The sequence below is a fragment of the Anabaena azotica FACHB-119 genome, from assembly GCF_014697625.1.
In the GTDB taxonomy this organism is placed as follows: domain Bacteria; phylum Cyanobacteriota; class Cyanobacteriia; order Cyanobacteriales; family Nostocaceae; genus Trichormus; species Trichormus azoticus_A.
The window spans coordinates 292316-311233 of record NZ_JACJSG010000001.1 but is presented as its reverse complement, the minus strand read 5'-3'; the positions used below and the strand labels follow the sequence as shown (position 1 = coordinate 311233).

Below are 18918 nucleotides of genomic sequence, written 5' to 3'. Positions count from 1 at the left end.
ATAACTGATAACTGATAACTGATAACTGATAACTGATAACTGATAACTGATAACTGATAACTGATAACTGATAACTGATAACTGATAACTGATAACTGATAACTGATAACTGACCAATGACTAATAATTTACGCAAAACGGAAGTAATTAAGGCTTGGGAGGATTTTGTTTCCACTCCCTTAGCCTCTTTATTAGAGTCACATATTAGAACTGGTGATGAGGCGGCGGTTTTGAGTTTGTTTCGTGATGTGGCTGCTAATGTCCCTGCATATCGGGCTTTTTTGGCAGAAAGGGGAATTGATGCGAACGGTATTCAAAGTTTAGAAGATTTTCGACAATTACCTGCGATCGCCAAAGATAATTATATTGCCCGTTATCCTTTGAAAGATTTGTGTCGTCACGGCAACTTATCGGGTTGCGATATGATAGCGGCTTCTTCCGGTTCCACAGGTAAACCCACATTCTGGCCGCGTTTCTTCACCGATGAGTTGCAAATTGCTACAAGCTTTGAACAAATTTTTCACGATAGCTTTGCTGCTGACACCCGCCGCACTCTCGCTGTGATTTGTTTCACTCTTGGCACATGGGTAGGTGGTATGTTCACTACTAATTGCTGTCGCTATCTTGCCAGCAAAGGCTACCTCATCACCGTAATTACACCGGGTAATAATAAGGAAGAAATCTTGCGGGTAGTACAGGAATTAGGAGGCAATTTTGAGCAAGTGGTACTTTTAGGATATCCACCATTCCTGAAGGATGTAATTGATACAGGCTTGGCTCTTGGTGTGGAATGGCAACGCTACCAAATTAAACTGGTGATGGCGGGGGAAGTTTTCAGTGAGGAATGGCGTAGTTTAGTTGGGGAAAGAATTGGTTCCCAAAATCCTTGTTATGACTCAGCAGCGCTTTATGGTACAGCCGATGCTGGTGTGTTGGGTAATGAAACCCCTTTGAGTATTTGCATCCGCCGTTTCTTAGCAGAAAATCCCGCAGCTGCTAAAGCTTTATTTGGGGAATCTCGTTTACCTACATTGGTACAGTATGACCCAGTGAACCGCTTTTTTGAAGTGCAAGATGGGCAATTACTCTTCTCTGGTAATAACGGTGTTCCCCTCATCCGCTACAACATCTTAGATACTGGCGGCATCATTAGTTATGATACCATGCTTCAGTTCCTAGCAAACTGGGGATTCAACCCGCTAGCAACTCTCACCTCTGACAGAGGAGTTAATCAACTACCCTTCGTCTACGTTTTTGGACGTTCTAACTTTACAGTCTCCTATTTTGGAGCGAATATTTACCCGGAAAATGTGGCGGTGGGATTAGAACAACCAGTTATTCAAGAATGGGTTACAGGTAAATTCGTTTTACAGGTGAAAGAAGATGCTGATAAAAACCGCTTTTTATCTGTAGTGGTGGAGTTAGCGCCGGGTGTAGAAGACAGCGAAGACAAACGCGAAACTATCGCTAATTCAATTTTGACGCAACTTTTGCGCTTGAATAGCGAGTTTGCTAACTATGTCCCCCCAGAATACCAAATACCACAGGTGGCATTAGCAGCGATGGGCGATCGCGAATATTTCCCCATCGGTGTCAAACACCGTTACACAAGACAATAACAATTCAAAATTACAGGCTAACTGTTAGTAGTGAGGACTTTAGTCCTCATTTTTCTCAGCACTAAAGTGCTTACTACTAACATTAAAAACTGAGTAATTGTAAAACCAATACATCTTCACCAGGGGAAATTAATGTTTTACCTACTGGTATTAAGGCTAAAGCATTGGTTTGAGCTAAATTGATCAAATTACCAGAACTATGACTTCCACCAGCTTTGTGAAATTCATATCTTCCATCAATTAAATGTAAACTTCCCCAAATATAAGTTTCGCGCTTACCATCCGATCGCAACTCATCATGCGATCGCACTTTCACAAACTCTGGTTCCCAACCTTGGCTAAGTCCTGAAAGTTTCCTAATTACTGGCTGCACAAATCGCCAAAATGTTACCAACACCGCCGCCGGGTTTCCTGGTAAACCGAAGTAAATAGGAGACTGGGGGAAGGTGGCGACTGTTAAGGGTTTTCCCGGACGCATTTCTACAGAGCGGATGTGAATTGTTGCGCCTAGTGAAGCTAAAATTTTCTTAACGTAATCGTAATCACCGACGGAAACGCCACCGGAAGAAATCACTATATCGGCGTTGTTGACGGCTTGGGTAATAGTTTGTTCTAGGGCTTCTGGGTTATCTTTGACAATACCTAATAATATTGGTTCTGCGCCAATTTGACTTACTAAAGCGGCTAAAGCATACTTATTAGAATCGACAATTTGTCCTGGTTGTAAGGCTTGTTCGGGTGTGACTAGTTCATCACCTGTAGAGAAAATTGCCACGCGGGGACGGCGGTAAACTCTCACTTGGGGACATTGGGAAGCAGCTAAGACAGCAATTTCCGCCGCCGTTAATTTAATCCCGGCTGGTAATAGTTGTGTTCCCGCTTGGTAATAGGATGCTTTACGTCTGACAAATTCCCCTGGTTGTGGTGTAGTCAAGATAAATACTTGGTTATCTTCCTGGCGCGTCCTTTCCTGCATGACTACTGTATCCGCGCCATGAGGGATGACTGCGCCTGTAAAGATACGTGCCGCTTGTCCTGGTTGCAGTGTAAATTTGGGTTGATAGCCTGCGGGAATTTCGGCGATAATTTCTAAGTTAACTGGCTGTTCGGCGCTGGAATGCTGCACGTCTTGGTAACGTACCGCGTAGCCATCCATCGCTGAATTATCCCAATGGGGAAAATCTAAGGGACTATGTACAGGCTTGGCGAGAATGCGTCCATTGGCGGCGAGTAAATCGACAATTTCTGTATCTTGTTGGGGATTTAAGGGTTTGATTAAGTTAAAGATAATATCTGCTGCATTTGTGACAAGATTCATAAAATTAACCGCCGATAAACGCCGATAAACGCCGATGAGTAAGATTTTCGATTTTTAGCTAATGCACAAGTATTATGGTTTTGGTGGGCATTGCCCACCCTACTTACACTAACGAGGAAATCATTTTTTCATCCACAAGCCAGTTCGCTCAAGTCGGGAAACCCGCCCACGCTCCTCTGCTCCCGTATACCCCCATACCCTTACACCCCTACACCCTAAAACCAATGTTTTTGGAACACCAATAAAAAACCTACACCTGTCCCCTATCCCCTATCCCCAGTCCCCAGTCCCCTAACAAACTGACAATAGCTTGTGCTAGTTCCAAGGGATCAATTGGCTTAGATAGATGCTTTTGAAAGCCTGCGGTCAATGCTTTTTGTTGATCGCTTTCTCTAGTGTAAGCGGTTAGGGCGATCGCCGGAATTTTTCCTCCCTGTTGCGGTGGTAGCTGGCGAATCTGGCGTATTAAAGTATATCCATCCATCTTTGGCATCCCAATATCAGCTAGCAAAATATCCGCCTGGGATTGGATGATGATTCTTAATACTTCTTCGGCTGAAGTTGCAACTATCACCTCAGCACCAGCTTGTTCTAAGGCACAGGCGATATAATCACGGGTATCAGCTTCATCATCGACGGCCAGAACTCTTATACCCCCAAGAAAGGATTCTACAAAATTGCCTTCTCTGTCTCTCTGCGCTGCTGTATCTTGACTATCTATAAGCGGTAGTTGTACTGTAAATGTTGCCCCTTGCCCTTTTCCTTGACTTTCGGCGCGGATTGTGCCACCGTGCAGTTCTACAAGGTGACGCACGATCGCTAATCCTAACCCCAAGCCACCAAAATTTCTCGTAGTGCTGCTGTCTGCTTGGCGAAAATATTCAAAAATATACGGGATAAACTCAGGTTCAATGCCTATACCAGTATCGCTGACTTGGATTTGTGCTTGAAAATTGACTTTTTCTAACCTAATGGCAATTTCTCCGCCTGCTGGGGTGAATTTAACCGCATTAGAGAGGAGATTCCATACTACCTGCTGCAATCTTGCCCCATCTCCCCGTACCATCCCTACATCCTCAACAATAGTCCGAATTTGCAGAGATTTGGCTTCGGCTGCTAACTGGACTGTTTCCAAGGCTTCGGTAATAGTAGAAACTAGGTTGACTGGGATGATATTGAGAGTTAATTTACCTCTTAAAATTCGGGAAACATCAAGTAAATCGTCAATTAACTTAGTTTGTAATTTGGCATTACGTTCAATTGTTTCTAACGCATTCTTCACCGTGCTTTGGTTTAATTGACGGGTGCGTAACAATTTTGTCCAGCCTAAAATCGGGTTGAGAGGCGATCGCAACTCATGGGACAATACCGCCAAAAATTCATCTTTGATCCGGTTGGCTTCTTCCGCTTTAGCGCGTGCTGCTTGCTCCCTTTGCAACAGTTCTACTCGTTCCATCTCCGCAAGTTTGCGATCGCTAATATCAGCAGTAGAACCAACCACCCGCACTAACTGACCATTTTCATCACGGAGGACATATCCCCGATCCCAAACATAAACCCAGTGACCATCTTCATGACGGACTCGATATTCAAAACTATAGCGATCGCTTTCCCCAGTCAACATAGCATCCCACACATCGGGAATATTTGCCATATCATCTGGATGAATGCGTTCTGACCACCATTTTTGTGTTTGTGCTGCATCTTCAGGATGAACCCCAATCAACCGATACAACCCTTGAGAACGGAAAACAGCACCAGTTTGTACATCCCAATCGTACACAATTCCCGCTACAGCCCGCGCCGCCAGTCGGAATCTTTCTTCACTTTGTCGCAGTGCTGTTTCTGCTTGCTTACGTTCACTAATATCTAAAACAAAACATAACCAACAAGCCGGAGATTCTTCCAAAACACTTGCGCCAATCAAAATTGGTACTCGACTGCCATCTTTACGAAGGTATTCTTTTTCAAAAGGTGTACATTTGCCAGTAGTTTGCAGTTCTCTTAAACCCCTTTCATCTAAATACAAATATTCGGTCGGAGTTATATCCCGCCATCGCAAATTCCCTGCTGCCAAGTCTTGTTGATTGTAACCAAGCATTTCTAAGAAAGTATCATTGGCTTCAATGATATATTCGGAATTAGCGACAATCACACCAATAATATTAGCATCAACCAAACAGCGAAATCTTTTTTCACTAATTTTAAAAGCATTCTCTAGACGTTTGCGTTCAGTAATATCAAATGACATTCCCGCTAACAACCGTCGTCCAGCAGTATCAGTTAAGGGAAACTTAAAAGTTATCCAATAGTGGTCTTCATTTTCAAAGGGAACAGTTTCCTGCAATTCAACTAACTGATTTAAACTGAGAATTGATTGATCATTTTCATATAACTGTTGAGCAACTGAGGCTGGTACTAATTCAAAATCTGTCTTACCAATTACCTCAGATGGTTCTAAACCTACTAATCTAGCTCCTGTGGGATTGACAAAAATATATTTTCCTTGTTCATCTTTAATAAATGCACAGCCAGGTATATGCTGCATGAAGCAGCTAAATAAAGCCTGACTTTCTTGTAAAGCCAGTTCTGTTTGTTTGCGCTCGGTAATATCTTCAGCCACACCCACCAGACGATATGATTTGCCATTTTCGTCGAGAATGGGGAAAGTGCGATCGCGTATCCAGCGCATCGAACCATCAGGACGTACTATGCGATACTCTGTAACTAGGTTAGCATCGGGCGATCGCCTGTCGCGCTCTTCCCGCACTCGCTGCTGATCCTCCGGGTGTATAGCCTCTATCCAACCATAAGGATTTGCATACAAACTCTCGCAAGAACTACCCCAAATACTCTCATAAGCAGGACTAACATAGAGAATTTGATACTCTCCTTGAATATTACTACTAATCCAAAAAGCATCCTCTATCCTCTCCGCCATTTGGCGAAAGCGTTCCTCACTCTCACGCAATGCTTCCTGCGCCTGTTTGCGTTCACTGATATCATGTAAAGTCACTACCCCGGCTGTAATTTGTCCTTCCTGATCCCGAATGGGAGCAGAGTTCACTAACATCACTCCCCGCGTTCCATCCCCCCGCAGAAAACATATTTCCTCATTCACCACAACCTCGCCTGTAGTAATGGAACGAGCTAAAGGCCATTCATGGGGAGTATAAGCAGTGCCATCTGCGTGAAAACCCTGATATGCTCGATATTCTTCAATCTCCTCCGCAGGCATATACGGATGCCGCCAAATCTGCTCTACTTGGGAATTAGCAAGCAGCAACTTACCTGATGGAGCCTCGGCAATAACTAAACCCGCAGGCATTTGCTGTACTACAGTTGCCAGTTGTTTTTGTTTTGTTTCTAACTCTAGCAACAACTGGCTACGTTCTTGTTCTTGCTGGTGGAGAGTTTGTTGTATCCGCTTATACTCATGAATGTCCGTTGCACTGCCAAACCAACGTCGAGTTACACCATCAGCATCTAGTACAGGCAAAGCTCTTGTAATATGCCATCGGTAACTGCCATCTCTTCCCCGTAAACGTGACTCTAACTCTAAAATATTCTCACACTCTAAAGCACCATTCCATTGCTCTAGTACAAACGGTAAATCCTCTGGATGAACTACCTGTTGCCACTTCCAACCCAGAGATTCTACAGGGTTTAGTCCAGTGTATTCATACCAACGCTGATTTAAGTATTCCACAGAGCCATCCGCACCAGCAAACCAAATTAACTGCGGGATATTCTCAGTCAATACCCGGTATCTTGCTTCACTTTCCCCTAAAGCTTGCAGATTTTTTTCTAACTTTTGTTGAGAAGCTTTTAAGTTCGCATTTAATGAACCGATCAGCAGAGAAACCAGCACAAAAACTGCCAGACGGATAATTTCACCAAAGTCAGTTATTTTAAACGAATAAAGCGGGGGAATTAAAAAGTAGTGGAGTAATATATAACCTGATATAGTTGCGACAATTCCCGGACGGATACCACCATACCAAGCACTCAGGGCAACACCAGCATAGAAAAAAGTATATGTAGAGTTTTGCAAAAATGGAGTTAGAGCAGCAGTAAATAATGCTGCCAATACAGCCAGTAATATTGCCATCAAATCATATCGCACTGAATCCCACGTCGCCCTGAGTTTTAGCATTCTAGCCCCAGATTCATACCTTTATTTCTTCTAACTTAGGATAGAAAAGGGCAATTCTTGAACAATCCAAAGGCATAATTTAAGAGAGGGGACTGGGGACTGTGGATTGGGGACTGGGGACTGGGGACTGGGGACTGGGGACTGGGGACTGGGGACTGGGGACTGGCTTAAGAGGTTGTTTGAAAAGTCGAAAAGTATACTAAGACCCCTCTCCAAACCTCTCCCCTAAAAGGAGAGAGGCTTTAAAACCCCCCTTCCCTTATAGGGAAGCAGGGTGGTTTCATACAATCACCAGAAAAAAGACTAATGTGTTTCAAAGCCTCTCCCCCCGTGGGGGAGAGGTTTGGAGAGGGGTCAAAATCTCTGCTACAAAACGAGAAATCAGGACTTATAGATTTTTCTTTTTTCGTATGAAACCACCCTGCCCTGCCCTTATAGGGAAGGGGGGCAGGGGGGTTAGGTCTTTAAGATTTTTATGTTAGCAATAATACTTTTCAAACATCCTCTCAAGTCTTTTGCTATGAATATTTGATGTAAATAGCATCTACTTTGTATATTTAAGAAAAAAGTAATACTGCATCCCAATCCCCAATCCCCAGTACCCAATCCCCAATCCCATGACCATAGAACGCATTCCCAAAAAATATTACCCCAAAGCGGATCTCTGGCGACGCGGTTTCGCTTTAGGGTTAGATTTCCTTGGTGTTTGGTTGGTTAGTTCTTTGTTAGGTAGCAGTGGACTTGGTATTCAATTTGTCCAGATTTTCGTTTTTATTCTTGCTTGGCTAATTTTGCGGGTATTGGTTGTTTATAACAACCAAGGACAAAGTTTAGGACGTTGGGCGTTTGATTTGAAGGTTTTAGAAGTGGAAGATGGGGAAGTTGTCCCCAGGATTCCGCAATTACTGGCACTGTGGAAACGAGAAGTTATAATTGGCTTTGGCGCTCTTTTGGTGTCCATTGCTTTGGACAACATTAGACTTAACCCTACTGCTATACTGCTAGTGATTCCCCTAGCGATCGATTGTGGGGCTGCTTTCTCTGATACCCAGATGCGGCAAGCTTGGCATGACCGCTATGCTGGGACTTTCATAGTTTCGTCGCGTCGTGGCTATTCGCTCGATTTAAAAATTAAGCGATTAGTTGAAAGTTTGCAACGAAATGTGAGAAGATAGTCATTTGTGTTTAATTCTCTTCAGGCTTTAGCGTTTGTAAGATTATGGCAAAGAGTAAAGGTGTCCGTATCATAGTGACACTCGAATGTACCGAATGTAGAACAAATCCAGACAAGCGATCGCCTGGTGTTTCACGATATACATCAACCAAGAATCGTCGTAACACTACAAACCGCTTGGAACTCAAGAAGTTCTGCACCCACTGTAATAAACATACCGTTCACAAGGAAATTAAATAGAAATGAGTTACTATCGCCGTCGTCTGTCTCCAATTAAGCCTGGAGAACCGATTGATTATAAAGATGTTGACTTGCTGCGTAAATTTGTTACCGAACGTGGTAAAATACTCCCCCGCCGCATCACCGGCTTGACAGCTAAACAGCAGCGAGACTTGACATTGGCAATTAAACGTGCGCGTCTTGTAGCTTTGCTGCCATTTATCAATGCGGAAGGTTAATTCCATTCAGGGGCGAGACTTTTAGATTTTGGACTTACTCAAGAAGCTACATAATAGAGTTATGTAGCTTTCGATTGTCTCTTGTCCACAATCTAAAATCTCAATAATATTCAGTTCGCTAATTACTTATAATATGGTTGATTTGAGTGGTAATGGGTAATAGGTAATAGGTAATTGTTTTGTCCTATGACCAATTACCAATTACCAGCCCTCACGGAAATTATAAGTGTCCAAACGAACATGATATTGTGTAGGATATTGTTCTAGAGTTAAAATCATCAGATTGAGGATTTAGTAGCCAATATTTAAATCCGAAATCTAAAATCTATTTGTTCACCAATTATTTAAAGTTGCGAGAGTTGTGGAGAAGGGGACGCTAGTTGAATTTAGGGTTCAAGGCGATCGCCGTTTGGGCGTGATAGACCGTCCAGACGGAAAGACCCGTTGGTTTGTGGTAGATGAACGCGGTCAATCCCACAGCCTCGCGCCTAGACAATTTACCTATACCGTAAACGGGAAAACATACAAGCCATCGGATATTGAAAGCTTCCTAGAAGAGGTCAAGCCTTACCTCGACCCCTCAAGCTTGGAAGTGGCTTGGGAACTACTGGTGGAAGATGGAGAAACAGTCACGCCATCCCAAATGGCTAACCTGTTATTCTCGGTATCAGACTCAGCCCCCAGTTATGCGGCTCATTGCTTGCTATCAGAAGACAAGTTATATTTTAAACAAAAAGGTGACGCTTACGAACCGAGAACGGCGGCGCAAGTAGCAGAACGTAAGCACCAAATAGAAGTAGAAGCCCTCAAAGCTAGGGGACAGCAGGAATTTCTCACCCGTGTAGAACAAGCACTCCAAGGTGAAACTGTCGATTGGCAACGTCACGACCGCCAGCGCCTCGAAGCATTGGAAAAATACGCCACACTCCTGGCGGACATTGTGAAGGTGGGGCTAAACTATGAATCTCTCCCCCGTGCCTATCCGCCTCCAGCCCCAGTGATCGAAACGATGAATATGCTGGGGCGACCAGCGACCCCCCAAGGAGCTTTTCAATTATTGGTAGACTTGGGATGGTGGAGTGCTACCGAGAACTTGTTTCTGCGTCGTTCGGCAATTCCAGTCCAGTTTCCTAGTAAGGTATTAGAAGTGGCGCAACAGCGTTTGGATTTCCCGCCGACAGATTTAGATACAAATCGCCTTGATTTGACTCACCTGAAGGTCTACACAGTTGACGATGAAAGCACCACGGAAATAGATGACGGTCTGAGTTGGGAATTACTCAGCGATGGTCGAGAAAGGTTGTGGGTGCATATCGCCGACCCGACACGCTACTTAGCACCAGAAGACGATTTAGACTTAGAAGCAAGGAAACGCGGCAGTACAGTATATTTACCAACGGGGATGATCCCCATGTTCCCCGAAGTCTTGGCGACTGGCCCCATGAGTTTGGTACAGGGCAAGATTTGCGGTGCTTTAAGTTTTGGCGTAGTCTTAGATGAGACAGGGGCAGTAGCAGATTTTACCATTCATCCCAGCTCAATTAAACCTACCTATCGTCTCACCTACGAAGATGTAGATGAGATGTTGGAGTTAGGCGTACAAGCGGAACCAGAAATTGCCGCGATCGCCACCTGGGCAACTAAGCGCAAAGCTTGGCGGTATAATCAAGGCGCAATCAGCATCACTATGCCGGAGGCGATGATTAAAGTCAAAAATGACGACATCAGCATCGACATTTTAGACGATTCTCGCTCACGCCAGCTAGTAGCGGAAATGATGATTCTCGCCGGAGAAGTCGCCGCCCGTTACGGTCAAGTACACAACATCCCCTTGCCCTTTCGTGGTCAACCACAGCCGGAACTACCCCCAGAAGACGAACTCCTCAGCCTTCCCGCCGGCTTTGTCCGCGCCTGCGCCATGCGGCGTTGTATGCCCAAGAGTGAGATGAGTATTACACCTGTGCGTCACGCTGGGTTAGGTTTGGATACATATACTCAAGCTACATCACCCATTCGCCGCTACAGCGACTTATTGACTCATTTCCAACTCAAAGCCCATCTGCGGGGTGAAGTTCCGCCTTTCACAGCCGAAGAACTCAAAGAAGTGATGATGACCGTCACCAGCACCACCCAAGAGGTGACAATGGTAGAACGGCAAACCAATAGATACTGGGCGTTAGAATATTTGCGTCGTCATCCCGAAGAGATTTGGCAGGTGACGGTGTTGATGTGGTTGCGAGAAGATAGTAATTTGGCGCTGATATTGTTGGAAGATTTGGGTTTACAATTACCGATGGTGTTCAAGCGATCGGTCAGATTAGGTGAACAGGTGTTAGTTAAAGTGAGTATTTCTGACCCGCAAAAGGATGTAATTCAGTTCCAAGAAATTATTTATCAAGAAGCAGCAGCGAATTAACTATCATCATTTGATTGCTGCATTTTTCAATCATAATTATGGTGGGCATTGCCCACCCTACTTATTATTTCGTAGCAGGGTGGTTTCATACAGAAAAAGAAAAATTTATAAGTTCTGATTTCTGTTGTTGTAGCAGAGATTTTGACCCCTCTCCAAACCTCTCCCCCCGTGGGGGAGAGGCTTTGAAACAGATGAGTTTTTTTCTCTGATTGTATGAAACCACCCTGCCCTACTTATAGCGATTTTCAAGTCAGTGAGATACAGAAAAAATAATTGAACGCAGATGAACGCAGATGTTGGCGCAGCCAATGCTTGGCAACGCTACCGCGTTCGCGCAAGCGTTCTCGCAGAGTACCCGCAGGGTACGCAGATGAATTTGTATTCTATCCGGTTACAATCCGCTATATTATACCAATTCAAAATTCAAAATTCAAAATGAAGAAAGCTATACATAACAAAGGGTTGAAACTCTGTATCTGTCGCATTCTTTTTTCAAATTGGTATTATTTCGTAGGGTGGGCATTGCCCACCATTTGCTTCCACAAGGGAGGTGCAAGATTTCAGAGAGGGGTTTTCCAGCCCGTGAAAAGTCAGGGGCAATTAAGCTTACCTTGGAATCAGTGCTAGGTATCGAAAAGTCGGCAAGTGAAAGATGTTGCAGAAAATTTATTTGTGTGAAAGGACTAAAGTCCTTACTACAAACTTATATTTAATTAAGTGTCTCCACTTAGTAGGGTGTGCTACTTATGAATATTTTCTTGGTATTAGGATTCATCCTTGATTTTTGAAATATACTAGGACTTACGCAACTGGCATATTTTTTCTGTAGGGTGTGTGACGCGGAGAAAATATTTGAACGTAGTCATGAGACTTGTAGCGTCACGCACCAACCACCAATTGTGACACTTGCGTAAGTCCTGTATACGTAAGGTGGTGAGTGCATCGCCAAAACCATTATATGCCGATGCACTGCCCACCCTACAGGTACTGAAATTTTTTCACAAATCAAATAATTCCCATAGCTAGTGTTTTTCCTACTGACGCACCCTACATTTTGCTATGAGGCATGGTGTGAATCATTGATTTTTCCTATGTTTACCAGTGATTTTCCATATTTATCTGAGAATTTTCAGCAAATTTTGTATTCTTTAATCCTCATTCAATAAAAAATTCCGAGTGACTATCAGTCTTACCTCTACACTTTTATACCTGACGACATTACTAATTGGCTCATTTCACCCATTTAGGTGAAGGCACATAAATTTACTCAAAGCTAAAATTACATTTGTTTAATATATTACTTATTATTGTGTATTTAGCGAATTTTTCTCAATATTTACTTCCAGAGTGGTCAAATTCCTGATTTTTGGCTGATGTTTCTGACAATTAGACCAATTCCCCAAGCAAAGTTAATAGGCTACTACTCATGATTGCGTACATAGAAGTTCCGATTATTGGTAAACTCAAACATCCGACTCGTTGGCTAGCGGGATTGGTGGCTGCTGGTGTTGTGGTAGTTGGTACAACCACAGCCTATAAAATTGTCCAGCAGGGAAATAGTAAACAAGATGTGACACAGCTGACGGTTCCGGTAGAAACCAAGAACGTCACTATCAGAATTACGGCTAGTGGTAAGGTTGTGCCGGTTCAGAGTGTGAATATCAGCCCGAAAAATCCTGGTGTGCTGACGCAATTATATGTAGAACAAGGCGATCGCGTCCAGCAAGGGCAAATTATCGCCCGCATGGATGTGGGGGAGATTGAAGCGCAAATCGCTCAATATACGGCTAATATAGCCCAAGCCCAAGCCCAATTAGATGAAGCTAAAGCGGGGAATCGTCCTCAAGAAATTGCTCAATCTAAGGCGCGTTTAGCCCAAGCCCAAGCCCAGTTAGCCGAATCTGTAGCGGGTAATCGTCCTCAAGAAATTGCACAATCCCAAGCTAGAGTCGATGCAGCCCAGGCTAAATTAAATTATACCACTGAGCAAGTAAAGCGTTATCAATACCTTTACGAACAGGGCGCTGAGAAGAAACAATTATATGATCAAGCCGTAAGTGACGATAAAAGTGCTAGAGCGAATTTAGCAGAAGCGCAAAAACAATTATCACTGTTGCAGAGTGGCACTCGCAACGAAGTTATATCTGCGAGGGAAGCGGCTGTCACCGAAGCACGCGCCGCTTTAGTGTTGGCGCAAGAAGGTAGCCGTCCAGAGGAAATCGCCCAGCGTCAAGCAGCCGTCAAAGCAGCACAAGCACAGTTAGCAGCAGCTAGAGTTAGATTGGCAGATACGGTGATTCGCGCCCCCTTTTCTGGCATAGTTACGCAAAAGTACGCCAATATCGGCTCTTTCGTGACTCCGACAACCTCAGCTTCCACCAGCGCCTCAGCAACTTCTAGTTCGATTGTAGCTGTCGCCAGGGGTGTAGAAGTATTGGCGCAAGTCCCAGAGGCTGATATCGGTCGGATTAAACAGGGACAGCAAGTGGAAATTGTCGCTGATGCTTATCCTGACCAAGTTTTTCGCGGGCGTGTGCGTTTAATTGCGCCGGAAGCGGTGATTGAACAAGGTGTCACATCCTTCCAGGTGCGGGTAGCTATCGAGACGGGTATGGATAAACTACGGTCTGGGTTAAATGTGGATTTAACTTTCTTGGGCGATCGCGTCAATGATGCCCTAGTGTTACCTACCGTTTCCATTGTCACCGAAAACGGGAAAACAGGTGTTCTCGTCCCAGATGCCAAAAATCAACCCAAGTTCCGCGAAGTGACAGTAGGCGCACAAATTCAGGATCAGACTCAAGTTTTATCAGGGTTACAACCAGGCGATCGCGTGTTTGTAGACTTACCCCAAGACTACAGAATTCAAAAGGCTCAACAACAAAGACTTCCATGAACTTCCTAGAAAGTATGCAAATGGCGGGGAAAACCCTGCTATCCAATAAACTGCGTAGCGCCCTGACGATGTTGGGTATTGTCATCGGTAACGCCTCGGTGATCGCTATGATTGGGATCGGGGAAGGGGGACAGAGATATGTGAAGCAACAGCTAGAGTCTTTAGGGCCGAATGTGCTGTTCGTCATTCCAGGGAACCAAGCCACACAGCGTATCTCTAACTCGTTACCCAAAACTCTGGTACTAGCAGACGCAGAAGCGATCGCCACACAAGTACCAACTGTAGCCGCCGTGACGGTAGAATTGAATAGTCGGCAAGTTGTCACTTATAGTAATCGCAATACTAACATCAATATTATTGGCACAAATCCCAACTTCTTAATAGTGCGGGATTTTGATGTGGAGAAGGGGCGATTTTTTTCTGAGGTAGATATGAAACGCAGCAATCAAGTTGCGGTACTGGGTGCAAAGTTAGCCGAAAGACTCTTTGGTAATAGTAACCCGGTAGGGCAACAGTTACGCATCAAGAATACCAGCTTTCAAGTCATTGGTGTTTTGGAAGCTAAAGGTTCAAACTTGGGTGTAGATTATGATGATGCAGCGATGGTTCCTGTCATTACCGCCGCTAACCGGGTTGTGGGACGGACTTCCCCTTATGGGTTAGAGGTAACTTACGTTGTCGCCTCTGCGAAAAATGCCCAGAGTGTGGATGCAGCAGTGTTTCAAATTACTAACTTACTGCGACAAAGGCACAAAATTACAGATGAGGATGATTTTACCATCCGTACTCAAAAGGATGCTTTGCAGACAGTGGGACAAATCACTGGTGCATTAACAATTATGTTAGCAGCGATCGCTGGCATATCCTTGTTTGTGGGTGGCATCGGCATTATGAATATTATGCTTGTCTCTGTCACCGAACGCACGCAAGAAATTGGACTCCGCAAAGCCATTGGTGCGACAGAACAGGATATTTTATTGCAGTTTCTGATTGAATCTGTAATTGTGTCTGCGATCGGTGGCTTAGTTGGGACTGGCGTTGGTGTTAGTGGCATTATGTTAGTAGCAGCCCTCACACCCCTAGAAGCTGCCATTTCTCCTGTAGCCATTGGTACAGCCGTAGGTATATCTGGTGCGATCGGCTTATTTTTCGGCGTAGTTCCCGCCCGCCGTGCTGCTAAACTTGATCCCATCGTCGCCTTAAGAAGCGCCTAATAACAATTCAAAATTTTTCTCTCTATCTGTTTGCGTCCCTCTGTCTAGAAAAATTTCCTGCGGTTGTCTCGTATAGAGGAATCTCCTACAGAACCAGGGCGATCGCACTGTAAAATGAAACCTGAAAAAGCGATCGCCCTCCATACCCCACACAAAAGCGATCGCCTGATTTCAATCAAAAAACGGCACACCACTAGATCGCATCTTTGTCAACCTCAATCTAAAATTAATGGTGAGTTAGCGATCGCTTAACCCACCTTATTTGAATTTAAGAATAGTGGTGTGTCTTTTGGTGAATGCAGATCACAAGATCGGCGATCTTAATCTAATTTAGGACTTACGCAAGTGTCATAATCAAACTAACTGTAGGATGCGTCAGCCCCAATGTTTTCGTAAACATCACAGGATTTTCTACATCTGACCCACCCTACCCCAAGTGCCAGTTGCGTAAGTCCTAGAATTACTAAAAGGGCGAAAGGGAGAGACTGCCATTAGCCGTTTCTGCTTTCCCCCTCTTGAGCGAGAATAATTATCGAATTTACGCTTTTACGTTGAAACGACTACCTGATTTTTAGCCCCTGACAGAGCAGTACATGCCGCCCAATACACATTGATGATTTTGCCAGGTTTGGTAAAAGGTGTGATACGCGACCAGAGATCCTGAAGGCTGGTTTCGTTCTCTACCGTTATTAGGTGAGGAAGACCCGGCTTGAGCCAACTTCCATCAATTGGGTAAAGAGAGTAATTTGGGCATGAACTCCCGGCTTCATAAGTAACTGGTTGGGTTGGGCTGTAATCTCCAGTCGTTGGACTCAATATTTTAAGACCCGGTATCGCATTCCCACTCTCCACACCTTGGCAAAGGTCATTGGAAACTGAAGCTGCTGGGGGAGCCAGGACGACCAACCTCACGCCATCTGGCACTCTTATTTCTTTTCCTATATTCTTTTGTGGCATTGCACCATGTCCACTGCAAACGAAATCATCTTTGGTCGCTTTGATAAGAGGTAGAGCAGTAGACAAGCGGCTACTCCGTACAAAAGATTTTGCAAACTTTACTTGGTTTGTTTGCCTAATTATCAGTCCCGCCTGGTAATCTATCTCGAAGTACAAGTCTGTATCATTATTATTAAACGCAAAACTAAACATCTTTGAGAAGGTCTGAAGATTGTAAGTTTCTTCACTATCGTAGGTGGCTAGTGTTGCGTAAAGGGTTTGTTTGAGTTGGAATGTGGATGTATCATTTACTAATAGCTTAGTATCATCGGTATTATTGGTTTCTACTACCTTGTTCTTGTTGACATACCATATAACAGACAAAGACATCTCTTGTGTATCTGTGCAAGCATTATAAACCCCTACTATCTCTGGTGAAATAGAGGTAACATCTCCCGAAAAATGGGGATCAGAGCCGTGTGTGTTTATAACTTTTCTTGCTTTCCCTAAGTCTAAACCAATAGGATCGGTAAATTCATGGAAACTACTTGTTGGATAAATAGCAACACCAGCCGAGTAAACGGTTTGCAATGTAATAGTATTATGGCTGTATTGGGAAGGTTGAAAGTGCTGCCAAGAAGAATACTGGTAATTTTTAGCCTTGTCTGAATCGCTATCTACTGGTTGCAAGAATAGCAAACACCTTCTATCACCAATTTGATCAGTTAGGCAATGAAAATGAAAGTTAACTGTTGTGGCCATGGTTAATCTCCTTTCATATCTGATTGATTTGACTTTTAGGATTTGAGCTTTGGCTCGCTGATGACTCAATAATGCGGATTTCCTGCTGTCAACACCACCAAAGTTTGCAACTTTAAGAAAAAAAGTTAAAGATTTAGCATCAGCAATTAGCTAAAGTCTCTTGCTGACTCGATTTTACTTATTAATAAATTAATTTAATTGCAACTATTAATTAACTTCGTTCTTAACTTTGGAAAAAATACAAAGTTAAGAAAAAACTTCTATTTTATTGAATAGTTTTCAAGTTTAAAATCCTTCTATAATGGGATTTACAGGATTTAATGCGTGATTTTTTAAAGATATTGCATAAAATTTTTAATTACATCAGTCATCTATTTAGTGCGATTTAGTAAGCTGATTACTAAACACTTTCTTATAATTTATTCAGAGAAAAATATGCAATTGCTATCGAAAAATTATCTGCGGCGACGGGGTGCAATTTTGACCGAGCAAGGTTTCAGAAAACTCAATCAGGCAAAGACTGAGTTAGAAATTCAGCAAAACTTTAAACGATGCACTCTTGAAGACCTCAGTGAGAAAACAGGCTTAACTCCTAATACCCTGAGCAAAGTCTTTACTGGCTTAATAGGAGTTGATCAGCGAACCTTGAAGTCCTGTTTCAATGCCTTTAATCTGACCTTGGTAAAAGAGGATTATGTCTATTTGTTACCTGAACAAGACAATTTTGTTGAGATTGGCTCAATGTCCCCTACTGAAATCTGCTCGACCATCAAACCAATCTGCGATTCTCCGTTGGAAACGCTCCGCGTAGGCGTAGCCAGCAGTAGGCATCGCCACAATACCCTTGAAACCCAGAAAATGGAACGATCGCCAGATTATCTGCAACCTCATCCTCTCACCCCACCAGGAGGACAGATGCCTCTAGATTCAGTCTTCTATATTGATCGTCCCATCCTCGAATCGCTCTGTTACGAAGCTATCCAGCAACCTGGTGCGTTGATCAACATCCGCGCCCCCAAGCAAATGGGCAAAACCTCTCTAATGACCCGTATTCTGGCTTACTCTAAAACTCTGGGATATAAAACTGTTTGTGTGAACTTGCAACTTGCCAACGACGAGATTTTACAAAGTCTAGAACGCTTCCTACAATGGTTCTGTGCTAGAGTCAGCAAACAGTTAAGCTTACCGAACGCGGCCAATTTATGGGATAACTCCTTGGGTAGCAAATCGAACGCTACAGACTACTTTGAGGATGTTATCTTAGCTAACCTTGATCAGCCCCTCGTGATTGCCATTGATGAACTTAGCCAGCTTTCTGCCTACCCCGACATTATCCGTGAATTTCTCCTACTTTTGCGAACCTGGTCTGAGCAAGCTAAAGCAAGGGTTAAAGACAGCAATCCTTGGCACAACCTGCGACTGGTGACGGTTTATTCCACGGAAATTTTGATGAGCGTTGCGAGCAATCAATCCTTCTTGAATACTGGGCTAGTTATTGAGTTACCTGAGTTTACGCCAAATCAGGTACAGGAATTAGCAAATCGGTGGGGAGAGGAAATGACGCGACAACAGATTCAAAACGCGATCGCTCTGTTGGGAGGACATCCCTATCGGTTGCAACTGGCATTTTACTATCTACATCAGCAGACAATCACCCTAGAACAACTCTTAGAAAATTCTGCGATCGCCACCGCCATCTATGCAGACCACTTAGAACAGCAATGGTCAAACCTGCAACGTTATCCCAATTTATTGCCATGCTTGACAGAAATTGTCCGGCAATCAAGTCCTGTAGATTGTGACGCTGTGCAAGCATCCCAGCTACACAAGATGGGGTTGGTACATGTGCATGGTTTTCAGGCAAGTCTGGGCTGCGAGTTATTTCGTCCGTTTTTGGGTGATCGTCTGCGGCAAATCAACAATTCTATCGATTAGTTTAATTTTTCTTAACAAAAGCATAGAAAACTAG

At 43.8% G+C, this 18918-nt stretch carries 13 protein-coding genes; 10 read left to right on the top strand and 3 right to left on the bottom strand.

Annotated features, from left to right (window positions below; translation table 11 throughout):
* The first annotated feature begins 116 nt into the window (after positions 1-116).
* Entirely contained in the window at positions 117-1619 is a 1503-nt protein-coding gene (locus tag H6G83_RS01365; protein ID WP_190465851.1) for a phenylacetate--CoA ligase family protein, read from the top strand.
* Positions 1620-1701: 82 nt separating this feature from the next.
* On the opposite strand, the gene H6G83_RS01360 is transcribed toward H6G83_RS01365, so the two are convergent.
* Together H6G83_RS01360 and H6G83_RS01355 are read right to left on the bottom strand one after the other, a co-directional pair.
* A complete protein-coding gene (locus tag H6G83_RS01360) occupies positions 1702-2937 on the bottom strand; it encodes a molybdopterin molybdotransferase MoeA (RefSeq protein ID WP_190465848.1) in 1236 nt (411 codons plus the stop codon).
* Positions 2938-3187: 250 nt separating this feature from the next.
* The gene (locus H6G83_RS01355; protein ID WP_242044367.1) at positions 3188-7048 is read right to left on the bottom strand and encodes a hybrid sensor histidine kinase/response regulator; all 3861 of its coding nucleotides are present in this window, start codon (positions 7046-7048) and stop codon (positions 3188-3190) included.
* Between the two features lie 662 nt (positions 7049-7710).
* Here H6G83_RS01355 and H6G83_RS01350 point away from each other — a divergent pair.
* The 8 genes from H6G83_RS01350 (at position 7711) to H6G83_RS01315 (ending at position 15503) form a co-directional block, all read left to right on the top strand.
* The gene (locus H6G83_RS01350) at positions 7711-8268 is read left to right on the top strand and encodes an RDD family protein (protein ID WP_190465844.1); all 558 of its coding nucleotides are present in this window, start codon (positions 7711-7713) and stop codon (positions 8266-8268) included.
* 44 nt (positions 8269-8312) lie between these two features.
* Complete coding sequence (rpmG, locus tag H6G83_RS01345) at positions 8313-8507, top strand: 50S ribosomal protein L33 (RefSeq protein ID WP_096554383.1); 195 nt, start codon at positions 8313-8315, stop codon at positions 8505-8507.
* A 2-nt stretch (positions 8508-8509) separates the two neighbouring features.
* Positions 8510-8725 (top strand): 30S ribosomal protein S18, encoded by a 216-nt coding sequence (gene rpsR / locus H6G83_RS01340; RefSeq protein ID WP_067763256.1) that lies wholly within the window; start codon positions 8510-8512, stop codon positions 8723-8725.
* Positions 8726-9086: 361 nt separating this feature from the next.
* Positions 9087-11141, top strand: coding sequence for a ribonuclease catalytic domain-containing protein (locus tag H6G83_RS01335; RefSeq protein WP_190465841.1), 2055 nt, complete (start codon positions 9087-9089; stop codon positions 11139-11141).
* Positions 11142-11424: 283 nt separating this feature from the next.
* On the top strand, positions 11425-11580 hold the full coding sequence (locus tag H6G83_RS01330; RefSeq protein ID WP_190465839.1) for a hypothetical protein: 156 nt from the start codon (positions 11425-11427) through the stop codon (positions 11578-11580).
* A gap of 987 nt (positions 11581-12567) precedes the next feature.
* The gene (locus H6G83_RS01325) at positions 12568-14037 is read left to right on the top strand and encodes an efflux RND transporter periplasmic adaptor subunit (RefSeq protein ID WP_190465837.1); all 1470 of its coding nucleotides are present in this window, start codon (positions 12568-12570) and stop codon (positions 14035-14037) included.
* Positions 14034-15251 (top strand): ABC transporter permease, encoded by a 1218-nt coding sequence (locus tag H6G83_RS01320; protein WP_190465835.1) that lies wholly within the window; start codon positions 14034-14036, stop codon positions 15249-15251. The genes H6G83_RS01325 and H6G83_RS01320 overlap by 4 nt, the downstream gene beginning before the upstream one ends.
* A 63-nt stretch (positions 15252-15314) precedes the next feature.
* Positions 15315-15503 carry a hypothetical protein gene (locus H6G83_RS01315; RefSeq protein WP_190465833.1) on the top strand — a complete coding sequence of 63 codons (189 nt, stop codon included), beginning with the start codon at positions 15315-15317 and terminating at the stop codon, positions 15501-15503.
* A gap of 294 nt (positions 15504-15797) precedes the next feature.
* Here the strand turns inward: H6G83_RS01315 and H6G83_RS01310 are convergent, their stop codons facing one another.
* Positions 15798-16949, bottom strand: coding sequence for a putative adhesin (locus H6G83_RS01310; protein ID WP_190465831.1), 1152 nt, complete (start codon positions 16947-16949; stop codon positions 15798-15800).
* Positions 16950-17384: 435 nt separating this feature from the next.
* Between H6G83_RS01310 and H6G83_RS01305 the strand changes: the two genes are divergently transcribed.
* The gene (locus H6G83_RS01305) at positions 17385-18884 is read left to right on the top strand and encodes an AAA-like domain-containing protein (protein ID WP_190465830.1); all 1500 of its coding nucleotides are present in this window, start codon (positions 17385-17387) and stop codon (positions 18882-18884) included.
* Positions 18885-18918 lie beyond the last annotated feature (34 nt).

Excerpts from the sequence above, each read along its gene's own strand:
- H6G83_RS01365 (WP_190465851.1), top strand. The coding sequence starts at position 117 with ATGACTAATAATTTACGCAAAACGGAAGTAATTAAGGCTTGGGAGGAT.
- H6G83_RS01360 (WP_190465848.1), bottom strand. The coding sequence starts at position 2,937 with ATGAATCTTGTCACAAATGCAGCAGATATTATCTTTAACTTAATCAAA.
- H6G83_RS01355 (WP_242044367.1), bottom strand. The coding sequence starts at position 7,048 with ATGGCAATATTACTGGCTGTATTGGCAGCATTATTTACTGCTGCTCTA.
- H6G83_RS01350 (WP_190465844.1), top strand. The coding sequence starts at position 7,711 with ATGACCATAGAACGCATTCCCAAAAAATATTACCCCAAAGCGGATCTC.
- rpmG (WP_096554383.1), top strand. The coding sequence starts at position 8,313 with ATGGCAAAGAGTAAAGGTGTCCGTATCATAGTGACACTCGAATGTACC.
- rpsR (WP_067763256.1), top strand. The coding sequence starts at position 8,510 with ATGAGTTACTATCGCCGTCGTCTGTCTCCAATTAAGCCTGGAGAACCG.
- H6G83_RS01330 (WP_190465839.1), top strand. The coding sequence starts at position 11,425 with ATGAACGCAGATGTTGGCGCAGCCAATGCTTGGCAACGCTACCGCGTT.
- H6G83_RS01325 (WP_190465837.1), top strand. The coding sequence starts at position 12,568 with ATGATTGCGTACATAGAAGTTCCGATTATTGGTAAACTCAAACATCCG.
- H6G83_RS01320 (WP_190465835.1), top strand. The coding sequence starts at position 14,034 with ATGAACTTCCTAGAAAGTATGCAAATGGCGGGGAAAACCCTGCTATCC.
- H6G83_RS01310 (WP_190465831.1), bottom strand. The coding sequence starts at position 16,949 with ATGGCCACAACAGTTAACTTTCATTTTCATTGCCTAACTGATCAAATT.
- H6G83_RS01305 (WP_190465830.1), top strand. The coding sequence starts at position 17,385 with ATGCAATTGCTATCGAAAAATTATCTGCGGCGACGGGGTGCAATTTTG.